The 17,551-nt window shown below is 56.2% G+C and carries 14 protein-coding genes; all 14 read right to left on the bottom strand.

Features of this window, described 5'->3' with window-relative positions; translation table 11 throughout:
* Position 1: 1 nt before the first annotated feature.
* The gene (gene rfbB, locus BJP61_RS08325; protein WP_171998131.1) at positions 2-1,084 is read right to left on the bottom strand and encodes a dTDP-glucose 4,6-dehydratase; all 1,083 of its coding nucleotides are present in this window, start codon (positions 1,082-1,084) and stop codon (positions 2-4) included.
* A gap of 389 nt (positions 1,085-1,473) precedes the next feature.
* Positions 1,474-2,364: a UTP--glucose-1-phosphate uridylyltransferase GalF gene (gene galF, locus BJP61_RS08320; RefSeq protein WP_171998130.1), complete on the bottom strand. Its 891-nt coding sequence runs from the start codon at positions 2,362-2,364 to the stop codon at positions 1,474-1,476.
* 234 nt (positions 2,365-2,598) lie between these two features.
* Complete coding sequence (locus BJP61_RS08315; protein WP_161578929.1) at positions 2,599-3,594, bottom strand: NAD-dependent epimerase/dehydratase family protein; 996 nt, start codon at positions 3,592-3,594, stop codon at positions 2,599-2,601.
* A gap of 213 nt (positions 3,595-3,807) precedes the next feature.
* Positions 3,808-5,223, bottom strand: a complete 1,416-nt coding sequence (wcaM, locus tag BJP61_RS08310; protein WP_171998129.1) for a colanic acid biosynthesis protein WcaM — start codon at positions 5,221-5,223, stop codon at positions 3,808-3,810.
* An 11-nt stretch (positions 5,224-5,234) separates the two neighbouring features.
* Positions 5,235-6,455 carry a colanic acid biosynthesis glycosyltransferase WcaL gene (gene wcaL, locus BJP61_RS08305; protein ID WP_171998128.1) on the bottom strand — a complete coding sequence of 407 codons (1,221 nt, stop codon included), beginning with the start codon at positions 6,453-6,455 and terminating at the stop codon, positions 5,235-5,237.
* Complete coding sequence (gene wcaK, locus BJP61_RS08300; RefSeq protein WP_171998127.1) at positions 6,452-7,732, bottom strand: colanic acid biosynthesis pyruvyl transferase WcaK; 1,281 nt, start codon at positions 7,730-7,732, stop codon at positions 6,452-6,454. Before wcaK ends, wcaL begins: the two co-directional genes overlap by 4 nt.
* An 80-nt stretch (positions 7,733-7,812) precedes the next feature.
* Positions 7,813-9,291 carry an MOP flippase family protein gene (locus BJP61_RS08295; RefSeq protein WP_171998126.1) on the bottom strand — a complete coding sequence of 493 codons (1,479 nt, stop codon included), beginning with the start codon at positions 9,289-9,291 and terminating at the stop codon, positions 7,813-7,815.
* Between the two features lie 12 nt (positions 9,292-9,303).
* A complete protein-coding gene (gene wcaJ / locus BJP61_RS08290) occupies positions 9,304-10,698 on the bottom strand; it encodes an undecaprenyl-phosphate glucose phosphotransferase (RefSeq protein WP_171998125.1) in 1,395 nt (464 codons plus the stop codon).
* Between the two features lie 114 nt (positions 10,699-10,812).
* Positions 10,813-12,183 carry a colanic acid biosynthesis phosphomannomutase CpsG gene (gene cpsG / locus BJP61_RS08285; protein WP_075192402.1) on the bottom strand — a complete coding sequence of 457 codons (1,371 nt, stop codon included), beginning with the start codon at positions 12,181-12,183 and terminating at the stop codon, positions 10,813-10,815.
* Between the two features lie 120 nt (positions 12,184-12,303).
* The gene (cpsB, locus tag BJP61_RS08280) at positions 12,304-13,746 is read right to left on the bottom strand and encodes a mannose-1-phosphate guanyltransferase (protein WP_038861959.1); all 1,443 of its coding nucleotides are present in this window, start codon (positions 13,744-13,746) and stop codon (positions 12,304-12,306) included.
* 3 nt (positions 13,747-13,749) lie between these two features.
* Positions 13,750-14,973 carry a colanic acid biosynthesis fucosyltransferase WcaI gene (wcaI, locus tag BJP61_RS08275; protein ID WP_038861956.1) on the bottom strand — a complete coding sequence of 408 codons (1,224 nt, stop codon included), beginning with the start codon at positions 14,971-14,973 and terminating at the stop codon, positions 13,750-13,752.
* Positions 14,970-15,449, bottom strand: coding sequence for a GDP-mannose mannosyl hydrolase (locus BJP61_RS08270; protein WP_171998124.1), 480 nt, complete (start codon positions 15,447-15,449; stop codon positions 14,970-14,972). Before BJP61_RS08270 ends, wcaI begins: the two co-directional genes overlap by 4 nt.
* 2 nt (positions 15,450-15,451) lie before the next feature.
* Positions 15,452-16,417: a GDP-L-fucose synthase gene (locus BJP61_RS08265; RefSeq protein WP_075192400.1), complete on the bottom strand. Its 966-nt coding sequence runs from the start codon at positions 16,415-16,417 to the stop codon at positions 15,452-15,454.
* A 2-nt stretch (positions 16,418-16,419) separates the two neighbouring features.
* Positions 16,420-17,541, bottom strand: a complete 1,122-nt coding sequence (gene gmd, locus BJP61_RS08260; RefSeq protein WP_004386768.1) for a GDP-mannose 4,6-dehydratase — start codon at positions 17,539-17,541, stop codon at positions 16,420-16,422.
* Positions 17,542-17,551: the final 10 nt, after the last annotated feature.

The following is a 17,551-nucleotide window of genomic DNA, read 5'->3' as shown; positions in this document are numbered from 1 at the left end:
ATTAGCGTGTTCCGTAATTCTCTTCGATCCAGCTTTTATAAGCGCCGCTCTTCACATTCTCGACCCACTGAGAATTATCCAGATACCATTGCACCGTTTTACGAATACCTGATTCAAAGGTTTCCTGCGGCTGCCAGCCTAGTTCGCGGCTGATTTTATCTGCGTCAATGGCGTAACGACGGTCGTGACCCGGTCTGTCGGCAACGTAAGTGATCTGTTCGCGGTAAGGCGTTGCTTTAGGTTTAATCTCATCCAGCAGATCACAAATGGTTAATACGACATCAAGGTTCTTTTTCTCATTATGACCGCCGATATTATAAGTCTGGCCAACCTGCCCTTGAGTCACTACGGTATAGAGCGCACGTGCATGATCTTCAACATATAACCAGTCGCGAATTTGATCGCCTTTGCCGTATACCGGCAGTGGCTTACCCTCCAGTGCATTGAGGATCACAAGCGGGATCAGCTTTTCAGGAAAATGATATGGCCCATAGTTATTTGAGCAATTGGTCACAATGGTTGGCAAACCATAAGTGCGCAACCAGGCGCGCACCAGATGGTCGCTTGAGGCTTTTGATGCAGAATAAGGACTGCTCGGCGCGTAAGGGGTGTCTTCTGTGAAGAGAGGGAGCGGTTCGCCGGCTTGCCATTCATCAGGGTGTGGGAGGTCGCCATAGACCTCATCAGTAGAGATATGGTGAAAGCGAAAAGCGGCTTTGCGGTCATCATTTAATGATGACCAATACGCACGCGCCGCTTCAAGCAACGTATACGTACCAACAATATTCGTTTCGATAAAGTCAGCCGGGCCGCTGATAGAGCGGTCGACGTGGCTTTCTGCTGCCAGGTGCATCACCGCATCGGGCTGATGTTCTTTAAATACGCGATCGAGCGCAGCGCGATCACAAATATCGGCCTGTTCAAAGGCATAGCGTTCGTTATTTGCAACAGAAGAAACAGATTCCGGATTGCCTGCGTAGGTAAGCTTATCAACATTGACGACCCAATCCTGGGTATTATCGATAATATGTCGTACTACAGCAGAGCCAATAAATCCGGCACCGCCGGTGACTAATATCTTCACAGTGAGTTATCTCTTATATGTGGATATTTTGAAAAGGGACTTGTATTAACGCTCAGCGTTTTAAGCATTAATAAAACTGCCTTAACATTACGATTTGAAGGGTCACTGCCTGGCACCGCTCAGCGTGGCGAAACAATGCTACCGCCCCTGGCTCAACAGCTACCAGTGTACTGGGGGTGAAGCTATCCTTTCGCCAGGCACAAGGCACTCTTTAACAACAGAGCCGCCACAAACGTCCTCTGTTAATGCCCGTCAGAGCGCTTTTTTACATCAAAAAAACAAAACGGCAGTGAGTCCGTCGAGTATAAATGCTTATCAACCCGAATGCTCTACTGCCGTTTTATCAAAGGCTATCCTGCCTGTATAGCGTACCGCGCATAGCGACTGGCTTACGCCAGGATTTTCTTAATGCTCTCGCGGAACTTCTGCCCTTCTTTCAGGTTACGCAGGCCGTAGTTCACGAACGCCTTCATGTAACCCATTTTTTTACCGCAATCGTAGCTCTCACCGGTCATCAGCATCGCCTCAACAGGCTTCTTCTCGTTCAGACGAGCGATAGCATCGGTCAGCTGAATACGGCCCCAGGCGCCCGGCTCGGTTTTCGCAAGCTCATCCCACACATCGGCGGAAAGCACATAGCGGCCAACGGCCATCAGGTCAGAATTCAGCGTCTGCGGCTGATCCGGCTTCTCAATAAAGTCGACGATACGGCTGATTTTACCTTCGGTATCCAGCGCATCCTGAGTCGTGATAACAGAATACTCAGAGAGATCGCCCGCCATGCGCTTCGCCAGCACCTGGCTGCGGCCGTTTTCCTGGAAGCGTGCAATCATAGCGGCCAGGTTATAACGCAGCGGGTCAGCTGAAGCGGCGTCAATAATAACATCCGGCAGCACGACGACAAATGGATTGTCGCCAATAATCGGGCGCGCGCAAAGAATGGAGTGGCCGAGGCCCAGCGGCTGCGCCTGACGCACGTTCATGATGGTCACGCCCGGCGGGCAGATGGACTGCACTTCCGCCAGAAGCTGGCGCTTCACACGCTGTTCAAGCAGCGCTTCGAGTTCGTAAGAGGTGTCGAAGTGGTTCTCAACCGCGTTTTTGGAGGAGTGGGTAACCAGCACAATTTCCTTGATCCCCGCCGCTACGATTTCGTCGACAATGTACTGAATCATTGGCTTATCGACAATCGGCAGCATCTCCTTCGGAATCGCCTTGGTGGCAGGCAGCATATGCATGCCAAGTCCTGCGACGGGAATAACTGCTTTCATATTAACCATCTCTTTCCACCTCTAAATGTTTGTTATCTTGAATTTGGTCAATCACAGCCACGTGAATCAAACGAGTGTCTCAACGGCTGCCATTCTGCGATTTTCAGATACCTGATAACATAAGAACTGACTTAACTCTTAATTGGGCTCAGAGAATTCGGAAAACAGCCAAATACGATTTCCAGAGCTTCCTTTCCGTGCACAAAAGAATCAGTGCATTTTCCCTTATTGTCTGACCGCGTTTTACTCAGAGACGAAAGTAATGTCGTCATGTTTTACGGCGACAAATTCATATTGTAACGTGCGATCGAGCCCTTCTGAGAGCGTGAATGGCGCAACAAAGCCAGACTGATGCACTTTGGTGGCGTCAAACTGCGTCGTTGCGCAGAATTTTTTCACACGTACCGCGCTGACAGCGTACTTCTTACCTGTCACTTTGCTCAGTATGTCGAAACAATAACCACCGAGCATACCGATCGGATAAGGCAAATGGACTGAAGGGATCTTTTTGTCGAGGCTCTTCTCAACTTCCGCGACAAGCTGGTTCATATTCAGATCCGGCTTATCCACGTAATTGTAAACCTGGTATCCAGGTGCTACGTTTTTCAGTTTCCAGGTAATAAACTCAACAATATTGCCTACATAAGCCATTGATTTATAATTATTACCTGCACCAACCATAGCAAAACGGCCACTGGCTATTTGCTTGAGTAAATTATAAACGTTGCCGCGGTTGCGCTCTCCAAAAATAACCGTCGGGCGCACAATGGTCAGTGAACGGCTTTCCGGTGCGCGGTTAAACCACTCACGTAACACTTCTTCCGCCTGCCACTTACTTTTACCGTAATGATTGAACGGATCGACCGGGTGGTTTTCATCGGGGTTCTTTTTATTGAGACCGTACACCGCCACGGAGCTGGTGAAGATAATATTCTTGATGTTGTGTTTATCCATCGCTTCAAGCACATTGCGCGTGCCTTCGACATTAACGTCATAATAGAGCGAGGTAGGGCTCACATCATCACGGTGCTCGGCGGCCAGAAGGACAACGGTAGAGCATTCGCTAAGCTGTTTCTCAAGCGAGGCTTTATCACGCACATCGCCCGCTACCGTGATATCGGGATAGAAATGGCTGTTTTGCTTGTCAAAATTCGTGATATCGAAGTCAGACAGTGCCCTCTCAATAAGTCTGGTGCCGACAAACCCAGACGCGCCGATAAAAATTACCTTCTCTTTCATATCCTGCCCGATGCGTTAGTGACTACTTCAATAAAAAACTGAAAGCGCCGCCCTGCCTTCCAGGAAGCAACTTTCAGCTAATGAGGTTCCCTTAATAATTTGAGGAAGTATAAGCTTTTACCGTCGGATCGCCAGTATGAATCGCGTAAGTTTGCTCATAAAACACGCATTCGTTGCATTTAAAAAGGCGCTCATTGTTTTGGTCTGCCTTGTCTAACGAGCTCTTTGCGGCAGCGCAAAATTCAGCTTTTCCGCATTCACGTGCTGATGATCCACGCGGTCAATGTCGACCGAACTCTGCCCTTTTTCGTTGACCGCCTGAATATTCGCCAGCGACAGCAGCGTGTCGTCTTTGGCCATAAAGCGGCCGCGCACGTCTTTACGCAGGTCAAAGTGCATCTTCAGCGCGGGGCCAACGGACGACTCCTGCATCACCTTCACATTGCGCACAAAGAGATGCTGCGGCTTGTTATGCAGCTCAAGCGTGGCGCGCTTCATATCGACGTTGGTAATGGCGACAAAAGACGTGGCGTTGCCAGAAGAGATCTGGATACCGCGCAGCTTATACGGCAGGTTGCGGTTATCCATATGGATGTCGTTAAGCTTAAAGTTCTGCGGAATCGACAGGTAGTTGCCCTTGATAACGCCGTAGCCAATCAGCATGCCCGCGCTGTTTACCATCTGAACGTTATCAATCAAGAAGTTATCGCAGCCATAAATCGCCACCGTGGCATTATCAATGCCCGCGGTTTTACTGAAGTCCGGCGTGATATTTTTGGCCTTCACGTTGCGGATGACAAAATGTTTGCCGTTCTCCACATGCACCAGCTGGCGGCAGTTGCTGCCGGTGATATTCGCCACGACGAAATTCTTCACCGCCTGACTTTCCGGGTAGTCGTTATCGTAGGTGCTGCCCGCAAGGCCAATGCCGATGCCCCAGTTGATCTTGCCGTTGGTGCAGTTGATGTTATCAAGCACGTGATCGGAGATAAGCAGCTCCGAATCATTGATAGCCACGTTCCACTCTATGGCGTCGCCCTGCAAACGCTCAAAGCGCCCGTTGGTGATGCGTACGTCGCGCAGTTCGTTATGAAAGCCCTGGCGCAAAATGCCGTAGTTGGCGTCGTGAATGTAAATATCATCAATCACCAGCCCCTGCATTTTCTGCGGTTTTTTGCCGCCGATGTAAATCTGCATCACCGGGCCGAAGCCGGTCATCTCGACGCCTTTAATCGCTACCTGCGAGCCGCGCACGTCGAGAATAATATTATGCAGCCGCCCTTTTTTCTCGCCGAGGATCTGACAGCCGTCCTGAAGAATAAACCGCCCTTTTCCATTGCCTTTGAGCGCGCCCAGGACTCGCAGAGTTTTACCGGCAGGCATAAAGACAGGGCTGTTGATGTTGTCGCAGGTAAGGTTTGCGGGCACTTCGACGGTCTGCGCCTCGTTGAACGCGAGCTTAAACGCCTGCGGCCAGTTATCGCGGTAGTAATCGGCGACATTCACCGTTTTGCCGCCCGGCACGGCACGGGCGGCGCGGCTGTGCAACAGCGGCAGTAGCGCCGTCGCGGCGCCGGCCTGCACGAAAGTCCGGCGGGTAAGGCGCCCGGACGACATCAATTTACGCATAAAACCTCGGGTTACAGGGTTTGCAGCAGGCCCGCGAGTTCGCGGTAGATGCGCTGCTGGTTAAACTCGGTTTCCACTTTTTCACGGGCGCGGCTTAGCATCGGACGCAGCGTTTGCTCGTCGATCGCGGCGAAGGCCTGCAGTTTTTCCGCCAGCGCCTGGGGGTCGTTCTCCGGCACCAGCCAGCCCGATTTTTCGGCGTCGATAAGCTCCGGTATGCCGCTGTGCAGCGTGGAGACGACCGGAATTCCCACCGCCATCGCCTCCATCAGCGCCACAGGAATGCCTTCCATATCGCCATCCACGCCGGTTACGGAAGGCAGAAGGAACAGATCGGCCTCGTCGAGCATTGCTTTTACTTCATGGCTGGGTTTAAAACCAGGCATAAAGACGCAATCTTCCAGACCATACTGCTCAATCAGCGTATGCAGGCGGCGCTCCCACGGCCCGGTGCCCAGGATGTTGTAACGAAAGTCCACGCCGCGGCCTTTCAGCAGGCGGCAGGCTTCGATCGCCACATGCAGCCCTTTTTTCTCAGTCAGACGCGCGACCGAGATAATCTCAAGCGGCGTACCCGGCTGCTTGAGCGGACGCAGCGAGAATTTCTCCATGTCCACGCCCATGCGCGAGACAGCGATTTTCTCCTGCGGGCAGCCCATCGCTTTAAGGCGCTCGGCCCACAGTTCGCTAATCGGCAGCATTAAATCACCACGGCGAAACAGCTGCTGATACTCCGGTGTATAGCGTGTCAGCACTTCACGGTGCGAGACATCGATACCGTGGAATACGGTGGCGATTTTGCCGTCCAGCACGCCGAGTTCGCGCAGTTTCGCGGCGGTAACTCCCGCCGGGCCGAAGTGCGCGATAAAAACATCGGCTTTCAGCGTGCCCGGCACGCGCCCGCAAATGGCAGAGAGGATCAGGTTACGCGCCTCGTCGCCGTAGCGGCCCATATTCAGCGCCCGCCAGGTGCGGGCGTTAAACAGCCCGCGCGCAGTGTGCGTGGCGCGATATTTGAGCTTCGCGGCTTTGCCTTCCGGCTCTTCCAGCAGAAAACGGGTTTTCTGCGCCAGGTTGTACTCGGTATAGGCCGCATGGGTGTTCTTAAGATCGCCCTTTTGCAGCGAGACGATCTCCACCTCATACCCCATGTTGATAAAGCCGACTATCTGGTTCAGGACGAACGTTTCAGAGGCGACCGGGAATTTCAGCAGAAAAAAGCTGATTTTCATCGGGCCCCTCCCGCACGCATCAATACCGATTTCACCATCTGCTGGCCCTTCTCACGCTCGGCGGCGACGGCCGCCGCAAGGCGCTCGTTAATCGCTGGCAGCTGGCCTAAAGTGTCGCCCACCATCGCCTGCAGCGAGCCATCCAGCAGGTGGCGGATCTCAATCGCCATCTCCGGCATGCCGAGCTGCTGCATGATGCCCGCGGACTTGTGCTCGTAGTTAATGGCGATGGCAGGTGTGCCGAAGTTCATTGAGATAATCGCCGAATGCAGACGGGTGCCCACGGTCAGCTCGCAGGCGCCCAGAATTTTGCCCATTTCGAGGTCGTTCAGTTCATCCATCACCACGTGGAAGCGCGACGGATCTTTCACCAGCTTGCTGAGATTCAGCGCCACCATGCGGTCATCTTTGTTATAGCTGTCGATGCCGGTACAGGTAGAGAGCGCCAGCACCTGGTAGCCTTCATCGATGATGCGGTTGACCACATTCGCGAACGCCTGCTCGTAAGCCTGCTGGGTGGTGCCGAGACGTTTGTCGAATGGCGCGAGTTCACGCAGCGTAATCGCCACGGTTTTCTCGCGCGCCGCCACGTCCAGCCAGTGCTGTACGGCGTAGCTCGGGACGAAATCGTCGTTATGGTGCTCGACAAGCCAGGCGGTATCGACGCCGAGCTCCACTTTTGAGGTATCGATCTGGCCTTTTTTCATCAGATCAAGGCTCACGGTTTCGCGCAGGATCAGCGCGTCGCAGTGGCCAAACACATAGTTTGCGAGCTGATTAAACTGCGGCTCCTGGAACGGGCCGACACTATGACCAACCATAAACAGCGGCTTTTTCGCCATAAAGGCGCACAGCGCATGTTCGAACTGCGGAGTGCCGTAAAGATCGACGAAGAACGAGCCGCCGACCTGAATAATCGCGTCGTAGCCGCCAAGCAGGCCGACGAAATCAGTAAACCCCTGCGGCAGAGAGATATTGCGCAGCTTGCCGTTGCCGGTCACTTTGGCCAGCAGCACCTGGTGCTGATAGCGACGACGCAGCACTTTCTTCACGCGGCCCATCACGCCTGCCGCGTTATTAAATTGCTTCATCTGTTTGTAGAGCGGGTCAGGCATGACCTCTCTGTCCAGCAGCCAGGCGGAGCTCACCGGGTAGCGGCTCATGACGTCGACGTCTGCCGTCGGGTCCTGAAGCGCTATCGCATCAATCAATCCGCGCAGGATGGCGCTGTCGCCACGGTTTCCGCAGGTGTGGTTGCCAAGAATGAGTAACTTCATGTTGACCTCTGAAATATACGCTCGCCCTTTTCGCGGCACTCCGGCCGCAGGGGCTTGCGCATCAATAATTTTTAACGGGATCAGCCTGCACGGAGCAGCATTTTCATTTTATCGTTGCGGCAAAACTGACGTTTCAGTTCCACCACCAGCGCATTGCGCGACAGCACCATCGTCACGGCGAACGCCAGCACGCCGGCCGCAATCTGCACCGCCAGCAGCGAGGCGAGCGGCAGATGCCCCTTCAGCGCCACGCCCAGCGCAAAGCTGACCACCAGCGTAGGCAATGAGAGCCAGAATGGCAGCAGAATGCTCTGGATATACTCGCGGTAACTGGAGCCCAGCACTGGCTTAATCATGATGAAATAGCTCAGGATAGTGTTGATAACCTGCACCAGCAGGAAGCCGAGCGTCACGCCGAGCGCGCCGCCGAGATGCCCGCCCGCGATAATGGCCGGAATAAACAGGAAGGTTTTAAACACGTTGAATTTAAAGCTGATATCAACACGCGCTTTCGCCATCAGCAGCGAGCCAATCGGGTTGCCGATAGAGCGCAGCAGGCCGACAACGCACAGCAGTTGCAGGACAGGCACAATGCTCACCCACTTTTCGCCGAACACCAGCGGCACGAAGTTATTCGACACCACCATCAGCCCCAGCAGCGCCGGAAAGTTAATAATGCCGACCACCGAGAGCAGCTTGTAGAAATTCACGCGCAGCTTGTCAGTATCGTCCTGAATTTTGGCGAAGGCCGGGAACAGCACGCGGGTGATGATGGGGTTGAGCTTCATCGGCGGCACAACCGCCACGTTGTACGCGAGGTTATAGCCCCCGGCCACCGCCGCGCCGAGGATGCGCGCCAGCACCAGCGTTGAGAGGTTGGTATTGATATAATTCACCAGGCTGTCCGCCGTCAGCCAGGCGCCGAACTTCAGGTTAGACGACACAGACGCCAGTGAGAAATGCAGGCCCGGACGGTAAATCTTGCGCCCGAAGAAACCGAACAGCAGCGTACGCACTGCGGTATTCACCAGATAACCGAGAATGGCGGTCATCGCTACCGGCCAGTACTGCGCGGAAATCACCGTAAAGGTGAAGCCCGCCAGCACCGAGAAGGTTTCGATAGAGCCAATCTTGTTGAACTCCAGCTCTTTTTGCATCAGCGCGCGGAACTGCTGACCGTGCGGGATCACCACAAAGGCGAACGCCAGCGTTTTGATAAGCGGCGCCAGATCCGGGTTATGCAGCACGCCCGCAATCAGGTCGCTTAAGAGAAACACCGCCGCGCAGACCACTATCCCGAGACCGACGTTCAGCCAGTACAGCGTTGTCAGTTCGAGATGGCTGATGGTTTTGCGCTGGATAATCGAGTTCGCAATCCCGAAATCGGAGAGCGTATCGGCCAGCGCGATAATCACCAGACTGATAGTCAACAGGCCGAACTGATGACCATCCATCAGCCGCGCCAGGATGGTCATCTGCACCAGCCCGAGGCTGATGATAATGACCGTCGAAATCGCGGACCACTTGGCGCCGCTAATGGTTTTGTCGCGAAGGCTCATGACCCACTACCCTTAATAAGCCGCTTTGTTAACAAAGCCTTTGAACACGGTCAGGAAAACGATTTTGATATCGAGCCAGACACTCCACTCGCGGATGTACTCCAGATCGAACTCGATGCGTTTTTCCATCTTCTCCAGGGTATCGGTCTCGCCGCGCCAGCCGTTGATCTGCGCCCAGCCGGTGATGCCAGGTTTCACTTTATGGCGCAGCATGTAGCCCTGAATCAGCGCGCGATACTGCTCGTTATGCGCTACCGCGTGCGGACGCGGGCCGACAATCGACATCTCGCCGGTCAGCACGTTGATAAACTGCGGCAGTTCATCAAGCGAGGTGCGGCGCAGGAAGTTGCCTACTTTGGTTACGCGCGGATCGTTCTGGGTCGCCTGCTTCACCACCTTGTCGTTTTCCATCACGCGCATGGAGCGGAATTTCCACACCATGATAGGCTTGCCGTCCATGCCGTAGCGGGTCTGGCGAAAGATAATCGGGCCTGGCGAGCTGAGCTTCACGGCGACCGCGATACAGCACAGCACCGGCGAAATCAGCAGCAGGATCATCGAGGCCAGGATGATATCTTCCACGCGCTTCAGAATGCGGTTAATGCCAGAAAGCGGCGTGTCATACAGCGGCACCACCGGCACGCCGTTCACGTCGTCCAGGCGCGAGTGCAAAATGTTGAACGTAAATACGTCCGGGATCAGCATCACAGAGCAGGTGGTATCGGAAAGCCGGCGCACCAGCTTCTTCATCGCCGCCTCTTCGCTCATCGACATGGCGATATAGACGTTGTGGATCTTGCCCGCGCGGGCGTCTTCCACCAGCTGCTCAAGGTTGCCGGCCCAGCCGGTCGGCACGCCGCCCGGCTCCGGATCGTGATAAATACCGACCACTTCAAAGCCCAGCCACGGCTCATTGCGAAAGCTTTCGGCGAGCTGCTGGCCCACCGGCTGCGCGCCCGCGATCGCTACGCGACGGGTGTTATAGCCGCGATTACGCAGCCAGCCCGCGCCGAAGCGAATCGCCGAACGGCAAATCACCATGCCGGCGCCGGTCAGCAGATACCAGGCCAAGAAGACGCGGAACGGGCTTTCGAAATCGGGGTTAAACGCCATCAGGCCGGCGCTGAACACCAGGCTCATGGTCCAGTTCTGCAACAGCAGCAGCAGTTCGGTCGAGATTTTGACGCCGCGCCAGGAGCGGTAAAAATCGGTGATCCCGCCAATCATCTGGAATACAACAAGGGTGGTCAGGGCCATCAGCAGATGCATGTAGAAAAACGGCAGCTCATTGATCCTGCACACCACCCACAGTCCGACGAACATAATGGTTATGTCGGAGAATCGTTGCACCAGAGAGATTAACGATGCATTCGTTTTGGCTCGTTCGCGCTTTTTTAGATTTGTCATCGTCGTACCTTCAGGCGCCGTAAGGCGCAGTTAAGCGGCTGCCCGGCACCCGGCAGGCCTGCGCCTGCGGGGCGATGGCGTCGCAGTGAAGCGACGCCGGGCGGCCGCGCCGTTTTACTGATTCAGCAGAGCCAGAATTTCTTCGGTTTTCGCCTGCATCAGCGCCGTATCGCCGCGTGACTCCACATTGAGACGCACCACCGGCTCGGTGTTGGACGAACGCAAGTTAAAGCGCCAGTCGCCAAACGCCATGCTGATGCCGTCGGTGTGGTCTGTCTCGCTTGCCTGCGGCGCGAAGTGATCTTCCACGCGCTTAATCGCCACGGCAGGCTCTGCCAGCTTGCTGTTGATTTCGCCGCTCGCCGGGAACGCCGCCATACGGTCGCGTACCAGCTCGCCCAGCGACTGGCCTTTCAGGCACAGCAGTTCAGTGACCAGCAGCCACGGGATCATGCCGCTGTCGCAGTAGGCGAAATCACGGAAGTAATGGTGCGCGCTCATTTCGCCGCCGTAGATGGCGTCTTCCTGGCGCATACGCTCTTTGATAAACGCGTGACCGGTTTTGGACATCACCGGCACACCGCCGGCGGCTTTCACCACGTCCACGGTGTTCCAGGACAGACGAGGGTCATGGATGATTTTCGCGCCAGGGTGTTTTTCGAGGAACGCTTCGGCCAGCAGACCGACAATGTAGTAGCCCTCGATAAACTGCCCGGTTTCGTCGAACAGGAAGCAGCGGTCGAAATCGCCGTCAAACGCGATGCCCATGTCCGCGCCGTGTTCAATCACCGCGTTACGGGTGTCGTCGCGGCACTCCGGCAGCAGCGGGTTAGGAATACCGTTCGGGAAGTTACCGTCCGGGGTGTTGTGAACTTTAATGAACTCAACCGGCACGCCCTGCGCTTTAAAGCGCGCTTCAATGGCGTCCACCACCGGACCTGCCGCGCCGTTGCCGGAGTTAATCACCAGTTTCAGCGGTTTGAGGTTGTTAACGTCGATATAGCCCAGCAGGTGGTCGATGTACGCCTCGCGCAGGTCGATTTTTTTGTAGCTGCCGCGTTTGGCCTCGTTCACCGGCGGGAAGTCGTTCGCTTCCGCGAGACGCTGCACGTCGCGCAGGCCAGTGTCGCCGCTAATCGGGCGCGCGCCTTCGCGCACCAGCTTCATGCCGTTGTAATCCATCGGGTTGTGGCTTGCGGTCACTTCAATGCCGCCATCCACGCCCAGATGGAAGGTGGCGAAGTAGATCTCTTCGGTGCCGGACAGGCCGATATCCAGCACGTCCACGCCCGCGTCCTGCAGACCTTTCGCCAGCGAAAGCTTCAGGGATTCGCTGGTCAGGCGCACATCGCCGCCCAGCACGATAGTTTTCGGTTTCAGGAACTCGCCATAGGCACGGCCAATACGCCATGCGATATCGTCATTCAGTTCTTCGCCAAGACGCCCACGAATGTCGTAGGCTTTAAAACACGTTAACTTTTCCATTTTTTATCTCTTGGGTGGTCTTTTTTATCGGAAAAAATTCTGCACGGTTCTGCATGCCGATTTCGCGCCCCGGTCGCGCCGTCATCGACGTGACCGGGGCGCATAAACGATGCCGCAGAATCAAACCCGCCCGTAACGGTCGGCGAAGCGAATCACATCGTCTTCTTCCAGATACGTGCCGGAGCGCACTTCAATCAGATCCAGCGGGATCTTGCCGGGGTTTTCCAGGCAGTGGGTGGCGCCGAGCGGGATGTAGACCGACTCATTCTCGCCCACCAGTTTCACCTCGTCGTTAATCGTCACCTTCGCGGTGCCCGCCACGACAATCCAGTGTTCAGCGCGGTGATGATGCATCTGCAACGACAGGCCCTCGCCCGGCTTCACCGTGATGCGTTTCACCTGGTAGCGGTCACCCTGATCGATGGAGTCATATTTGCCCCACGGGCGGTACACTTCGCGGTGGATATGATGCTCATGGCGACCATCGGCTTTGATCTTCTCGACCACTTTCTTCACGTCCTGAACGTGATTACGGTCGGCAATCAGCACCGCGTCTTTGGTCTGCACCACGACGAGATCTTTCACGCCGACGGTCGTCACCAGACCGGATTCGGCATAGACGTAGCTGTTTTCGGTGTTGTGCGAAATCACGTCGCCGTGATGCACGTTGCCTTCCGGCGATCGGTTGGAGATTTCCCACAGCGATGACCAAGAGCCGACATCGCTCCAGCCCGCGTCCATCGGCACCACGACCGCGTCGGCGGTTTTTTCCATCACGGCGTAGTCGATAGACTCTTCCGGGCAGGCCAGGAAGGCTTCTTCATCAACGCGGATAAAGTCGAGATCGGGGTCAACCGTGCCCATGGCTTTTTCACAGGCATCCAGAATGTCCGGGCGGTATTTCGCCAGCTCTTCCAGATAACGGCCGGCACGGAACAGGAACATGCCGCTGTTCCAGTAATATTCGCCGCTGTTGACATAAGAACGGGCGGTCTCCAGATCCGGTTTTTCCACGAACTGCGCCACGCTGAAGGCGACGGCGTCAACCGCCACCTCCGGGTTGCACACCTCGCCGCGGCGGATGTAGCCGTAGCCGGTTTCCGGCAGATTCGGCACGATGCCGAAGGTCACCAGCTTGCCGCTCTCAGCGAACGGCATCGCGGCGCGCACGGCGCTGCGAAACGCGTCTTCGTCCTGAATCATGTGATCGGCCGCCAGCACCAGCATCAGCGGATCGGTGTCCGGGCTGTTGCGTTTCGCCGCCAGCGCTGCCAGAGCGATGGCCGGCGCGGTATTGCGTCCGGCAGGCTCAAGAATGATGTTTTCGGTGAGCTTGTTTAGCTGGCGCAACTGCTCGGCGACGATAAAACGATGCTGTTCGTTGCAGATAACCACCGGGCTTTCGCACTGCACGCCGTTTAAGCGGCAGACGGTGGTCTGAAGCATTGTCAGATCCCCTTTCAGGCAGAGGAACTGTTTTGGGTAAAGCACGCGGGAAAGCGGCCACAGACGGCTGCCGGAGCCCCCTGCCATAATTACCGGAAAGAGTTTTGACTGACTCATGGCTTAACCCCGAATATCAGCGATAAATTGGCTTAACACGTTCTCTTTTTCGAGCGTGCGTTCGGCATATTCACGTGCCACCGTGTTGTCTTTGGGCAGCGCCAGGGCGCTTTCGATCCCTGCCGCCAGCGCGTCGACCGACTCTGGCTCCACGCAGACGGCGATGCCAGGCTCCGCGATACAGAGCTGTCCGAGCTCGGTGTCGCTCTCCGCCGTGATAACCGCATTGCCGCCCACCGCCAGAATATTGGTGAGCTTGGATGGCAGAACCGCGTCGGCTGCGCCGCGCTTTTGAATCACCAGATGGCAATCCGCCATCTTGAGCAACGCCGGGAGCGCTTCATAAGGCTGTAGCGGGAAGAACCGCACGTTAGTGAGCCCGCGCTCCGCGACCATTTTTTCGAGGCGCGCTTTGCCGCCGCCCTGGCCGACAATCGCGAAAATCCACGGCTGGTCGGTAAAGCGGGCCGCCACCTCAATGGCGTTTTCCAGCCCCTGTTTCTCCCCGATGTTGCCGGAGTAGAGGATGATTTTTTTATCCGCAGGCAGACCCAGTTCGCGGCGCAGCGCGTCGACGTCTTCGGTTTTCACATCCCGGAACCGCGCCACTTCGGACCAGTTCGGGAAGAAAATCACGCGCTCCGCAGGGACCCCTTTTTCTTTGGCTTTGTTCATCATGGAGCGCGAAATGGTCGACACGTTATCGACGTTATGCAGACCGCTGCGCTCAAAACGGCTGGCGAGACGGGCGATTTTGCCCCCCTTGCCGCGGCCCGCCATGCCAAGACCGAGCATGGCGTCCACTTCGTAATCCTGTATGTGCAACACGGTTTTCGCGCCGGAGAGCTTCGCCAGCAGGCGCATGCCCGGCGTACAAAACAGTGTCGGCACCACGCCGATGATGCGATCCGGCTTCCAGCGACGCTGGGCCAGCAGCGGGAAGAACGAGCTGGCTGCAAAGCTGCCGAGATGGATCAGGCGTTTTAAAGTAGAAGGCTGTTTCGGGACATAAAGCGGGCAGCGCCACACCGTGGCGGCGCCCTGCTCTTTGCGCCAGCGCCAGGAGGAGTAGTTCTCCCCCACTTTCCAGGCCGGGTAGTATGGCGGTGCGGTAATGACCCGCACCTCATGGCCCTGACGGGCCATCCATTCCACCATCTCGCCGGTGTACTTACCGATACCGGTCAGCTCCGGCGAGTAGTTGATGCCGTAAACCAGGATTTTCATAAGCCCGGTACTCCGGCAAAGCGTTCAGCCATAAAGTAGGCGCGGCTGTTGTCATGCACATCTTCACTTGCCACGATCGAGGCGGGCGACTGCCAGCGGTAGGCTTCGTGCTGCTCTTTGGGCAGGTTGAGCTCCTCCGCGTTTACGCGCAGCCGGAAACCCAGCACGATGTAATGGGTCGTGAAGTCGGTCCCGGAGAAGTTGTCGTCATAGAAGTGCTGCCAGACGCCGTAAAACTCTCCCTCCGGCATCGAAAAGCGTTTGCCAAGCTCCGCCTGCGTCAGGCGTTCAAACGCCTGCGCCAGCGGCTCATCTTTCTGAACCCGACCGCCAGGCACGAACCAGAAGCCCTGCGCCGGACGATTGGTGCGATGACCGAGCAGGAACTCCCCCTGCTCGTTTTCGACAATCAGATCGATGGAGATAAGCGGCGTGGAGCGCACCACGGTGGCAAAATCTTCCTGACTTAAAAACATCCTTACCCCCGGAAACGATGCTGGTTTTCAAGGAACCACTGGTATGTGCTGGCAAGGCCTGCCTCCAGTGAAATCTCGTGATACCAGCCCAGTGAGTGCAGACGATTAACGTCGAGCAATTTGCGCGGCGTACCGTCCGGTTTAGACGCGTCAAACACCACGCGGCCTTTGTAGCCCACCACTTTCGCGATGGTCTGCGCCAGCTCGCGAATGGTGCAGTCGACGCCGGTGCCCACATTAATGTGCGACAGCATCGGCTCGGTGTTCTCCTGCCACACTTCGCGGTCAAGCTCCATCACGTGAATGCTGGCGGCTGCCATGTCATCCACATGCAGGAATTCGCGCATCGGCGTACCGCTGCCCCACACCACTACGTCCGCCGCGTTCTCCTGGGTCGCTTCATGGAAGCGACGCAGCAGCGCCGGGATAACGTGCGAGTTGCTCGGGTGGAAGTTGTCATGCGGACCATACAGGTTGGTCGGCATCACCGAGCGGTAGTCGCGGTTGTGCTGGCGGTTGTAAGACTCGCACAGCTTGATGCCCGCGATTTTGGCGATAGCGTACGGCTCGTTCGTCGGCTCCAGCGTCCCCTGCAGGAGTTCGCTTTCCTTAATTGGCTGGTTGGCCAGTTTCGGGTAGATGCACGACGATCCGAGGAACAACAGCTTGTTCACGTTGTGCAGATGCGCCGCGTGAATGATGTTGCTCTCAATCATCATATTTTCGTAGATGAAGTCCGCCGGATAGGTGTTGTTGGCAACAATGCCGCCCACCTTCGCCGCCGCCAGGTAAACCTGGTCAAGCGCGGCATCCGCGAAGAACGCGTTGACCGCCGCGCTGTCCAGCAGGTTCAGCTCGTCGCGCCCTTTGAGCACCAGCTCGACGTCGTCGCGCTGCTCAAGCTGGCGAACGATGGCCGACCCCACCATCCCGCGGTGGCCGGCCACAAAAATACGTTGCTTTTTCATGCTCAGGACTCCAGCGCGATGGCAACCTCGTAGCCGTGAGATTTCAGCAGCGAGTGTTTCTTCGCGGCTTCGAGATCTTTCGCGACCATTTCAGAGACCATTTCCTGCAGCGTGATTTCCGGTTTCCAGCCCAGTTTCTCGTGTGCTTTGGTCGGGTCGCCCAGCAGGGTTTCCACTTCAGCAGGACGGAAGTAACGCGGGTCAACCTGAACGATAACGTCGCCCGGCTTCACACCCGGTGCGTCGTGACCGGTCACGGAAACTACGATGCCTTTCTCTTCCACGCCTTTGCCTTCAAAGCGCAGTTTGATGCCCAGCTGTGCGGCCGCCATTTCGACGAACTGACGCACGGAGTACTGCACGCCCGTTGCGATAACGAAGTCTTCCGGCTGCTCCTGCTGCAGCATCATCCACTGCATTTTCACGTAGTCTTTGGCATGGCCCCAGTCACGCAGGGAGTCCATGTTGCCCAGATGCAGGCAGGATTCCAGACCCTGAGCGATGTTGGCGATAGCGCGGGTAATTTTGCGGGTTACGAAGGTTTCGCCGCGACGCGGAGATTCGTGGTTGAACAGAATGCCGTTGCACGCGTACATGCCGTAGGATTCACGGTAGTTCACGGTGATCCAGTAAGCGTACAGTTTCGCGACCGCGTATGGAGAGCGCGGGTAGAACGGCGTGGTCTCTTTCTGCGGAATTTCCTGCACCAGGCCATACAGCTCAGAGGTGGACGCCTGATAAAAACGGGTTTTCTTCTCCAGACCCAGGAAGCGAATCGCTTCCAGCAGGCGCAGGGTGCCCATGGCGTCTACGTCTGCGGTGTATTCCGGGGATTCGAAAGAGACCGCTACGTGGCTCATCGCGCCCAGGTTGTACACTTCGTCCGGCTGCACTTCCTGCAGGATACGGGTCAGGTTGGAGGTATCCGTCAGGTCACCATAGTGCAGGTGGAATTTCGGGTTGCTGCTGTGCGGATCCTGATAGATATGGTCAACACGCTCGGTATTGAAAGAAGACGCGCGGCGTTTGATACCGTGAACTTCATACCCTTTCTCAAGCAGAAACTCAGCCAGATAGGAGCCATCTTGTCCGGTTACGCCGGTAATGAGAGCAACTTTACTCATAATTTGTTTT

Source organism: Cronobacter sp. JZ38 (genome assembly GCF_008932145.1).
Lineage (GTDB): Bacteria > Pseudomonadota > Gammaproteobacteria > Enterobacterales > Enterobacteriaceae > Cronobacter > Cronobacter muytjensii.
Note: the sequence above shows the minus strand (reverse complement) of the source record. Positions and strands in the feature narration are given on the sequence as shown.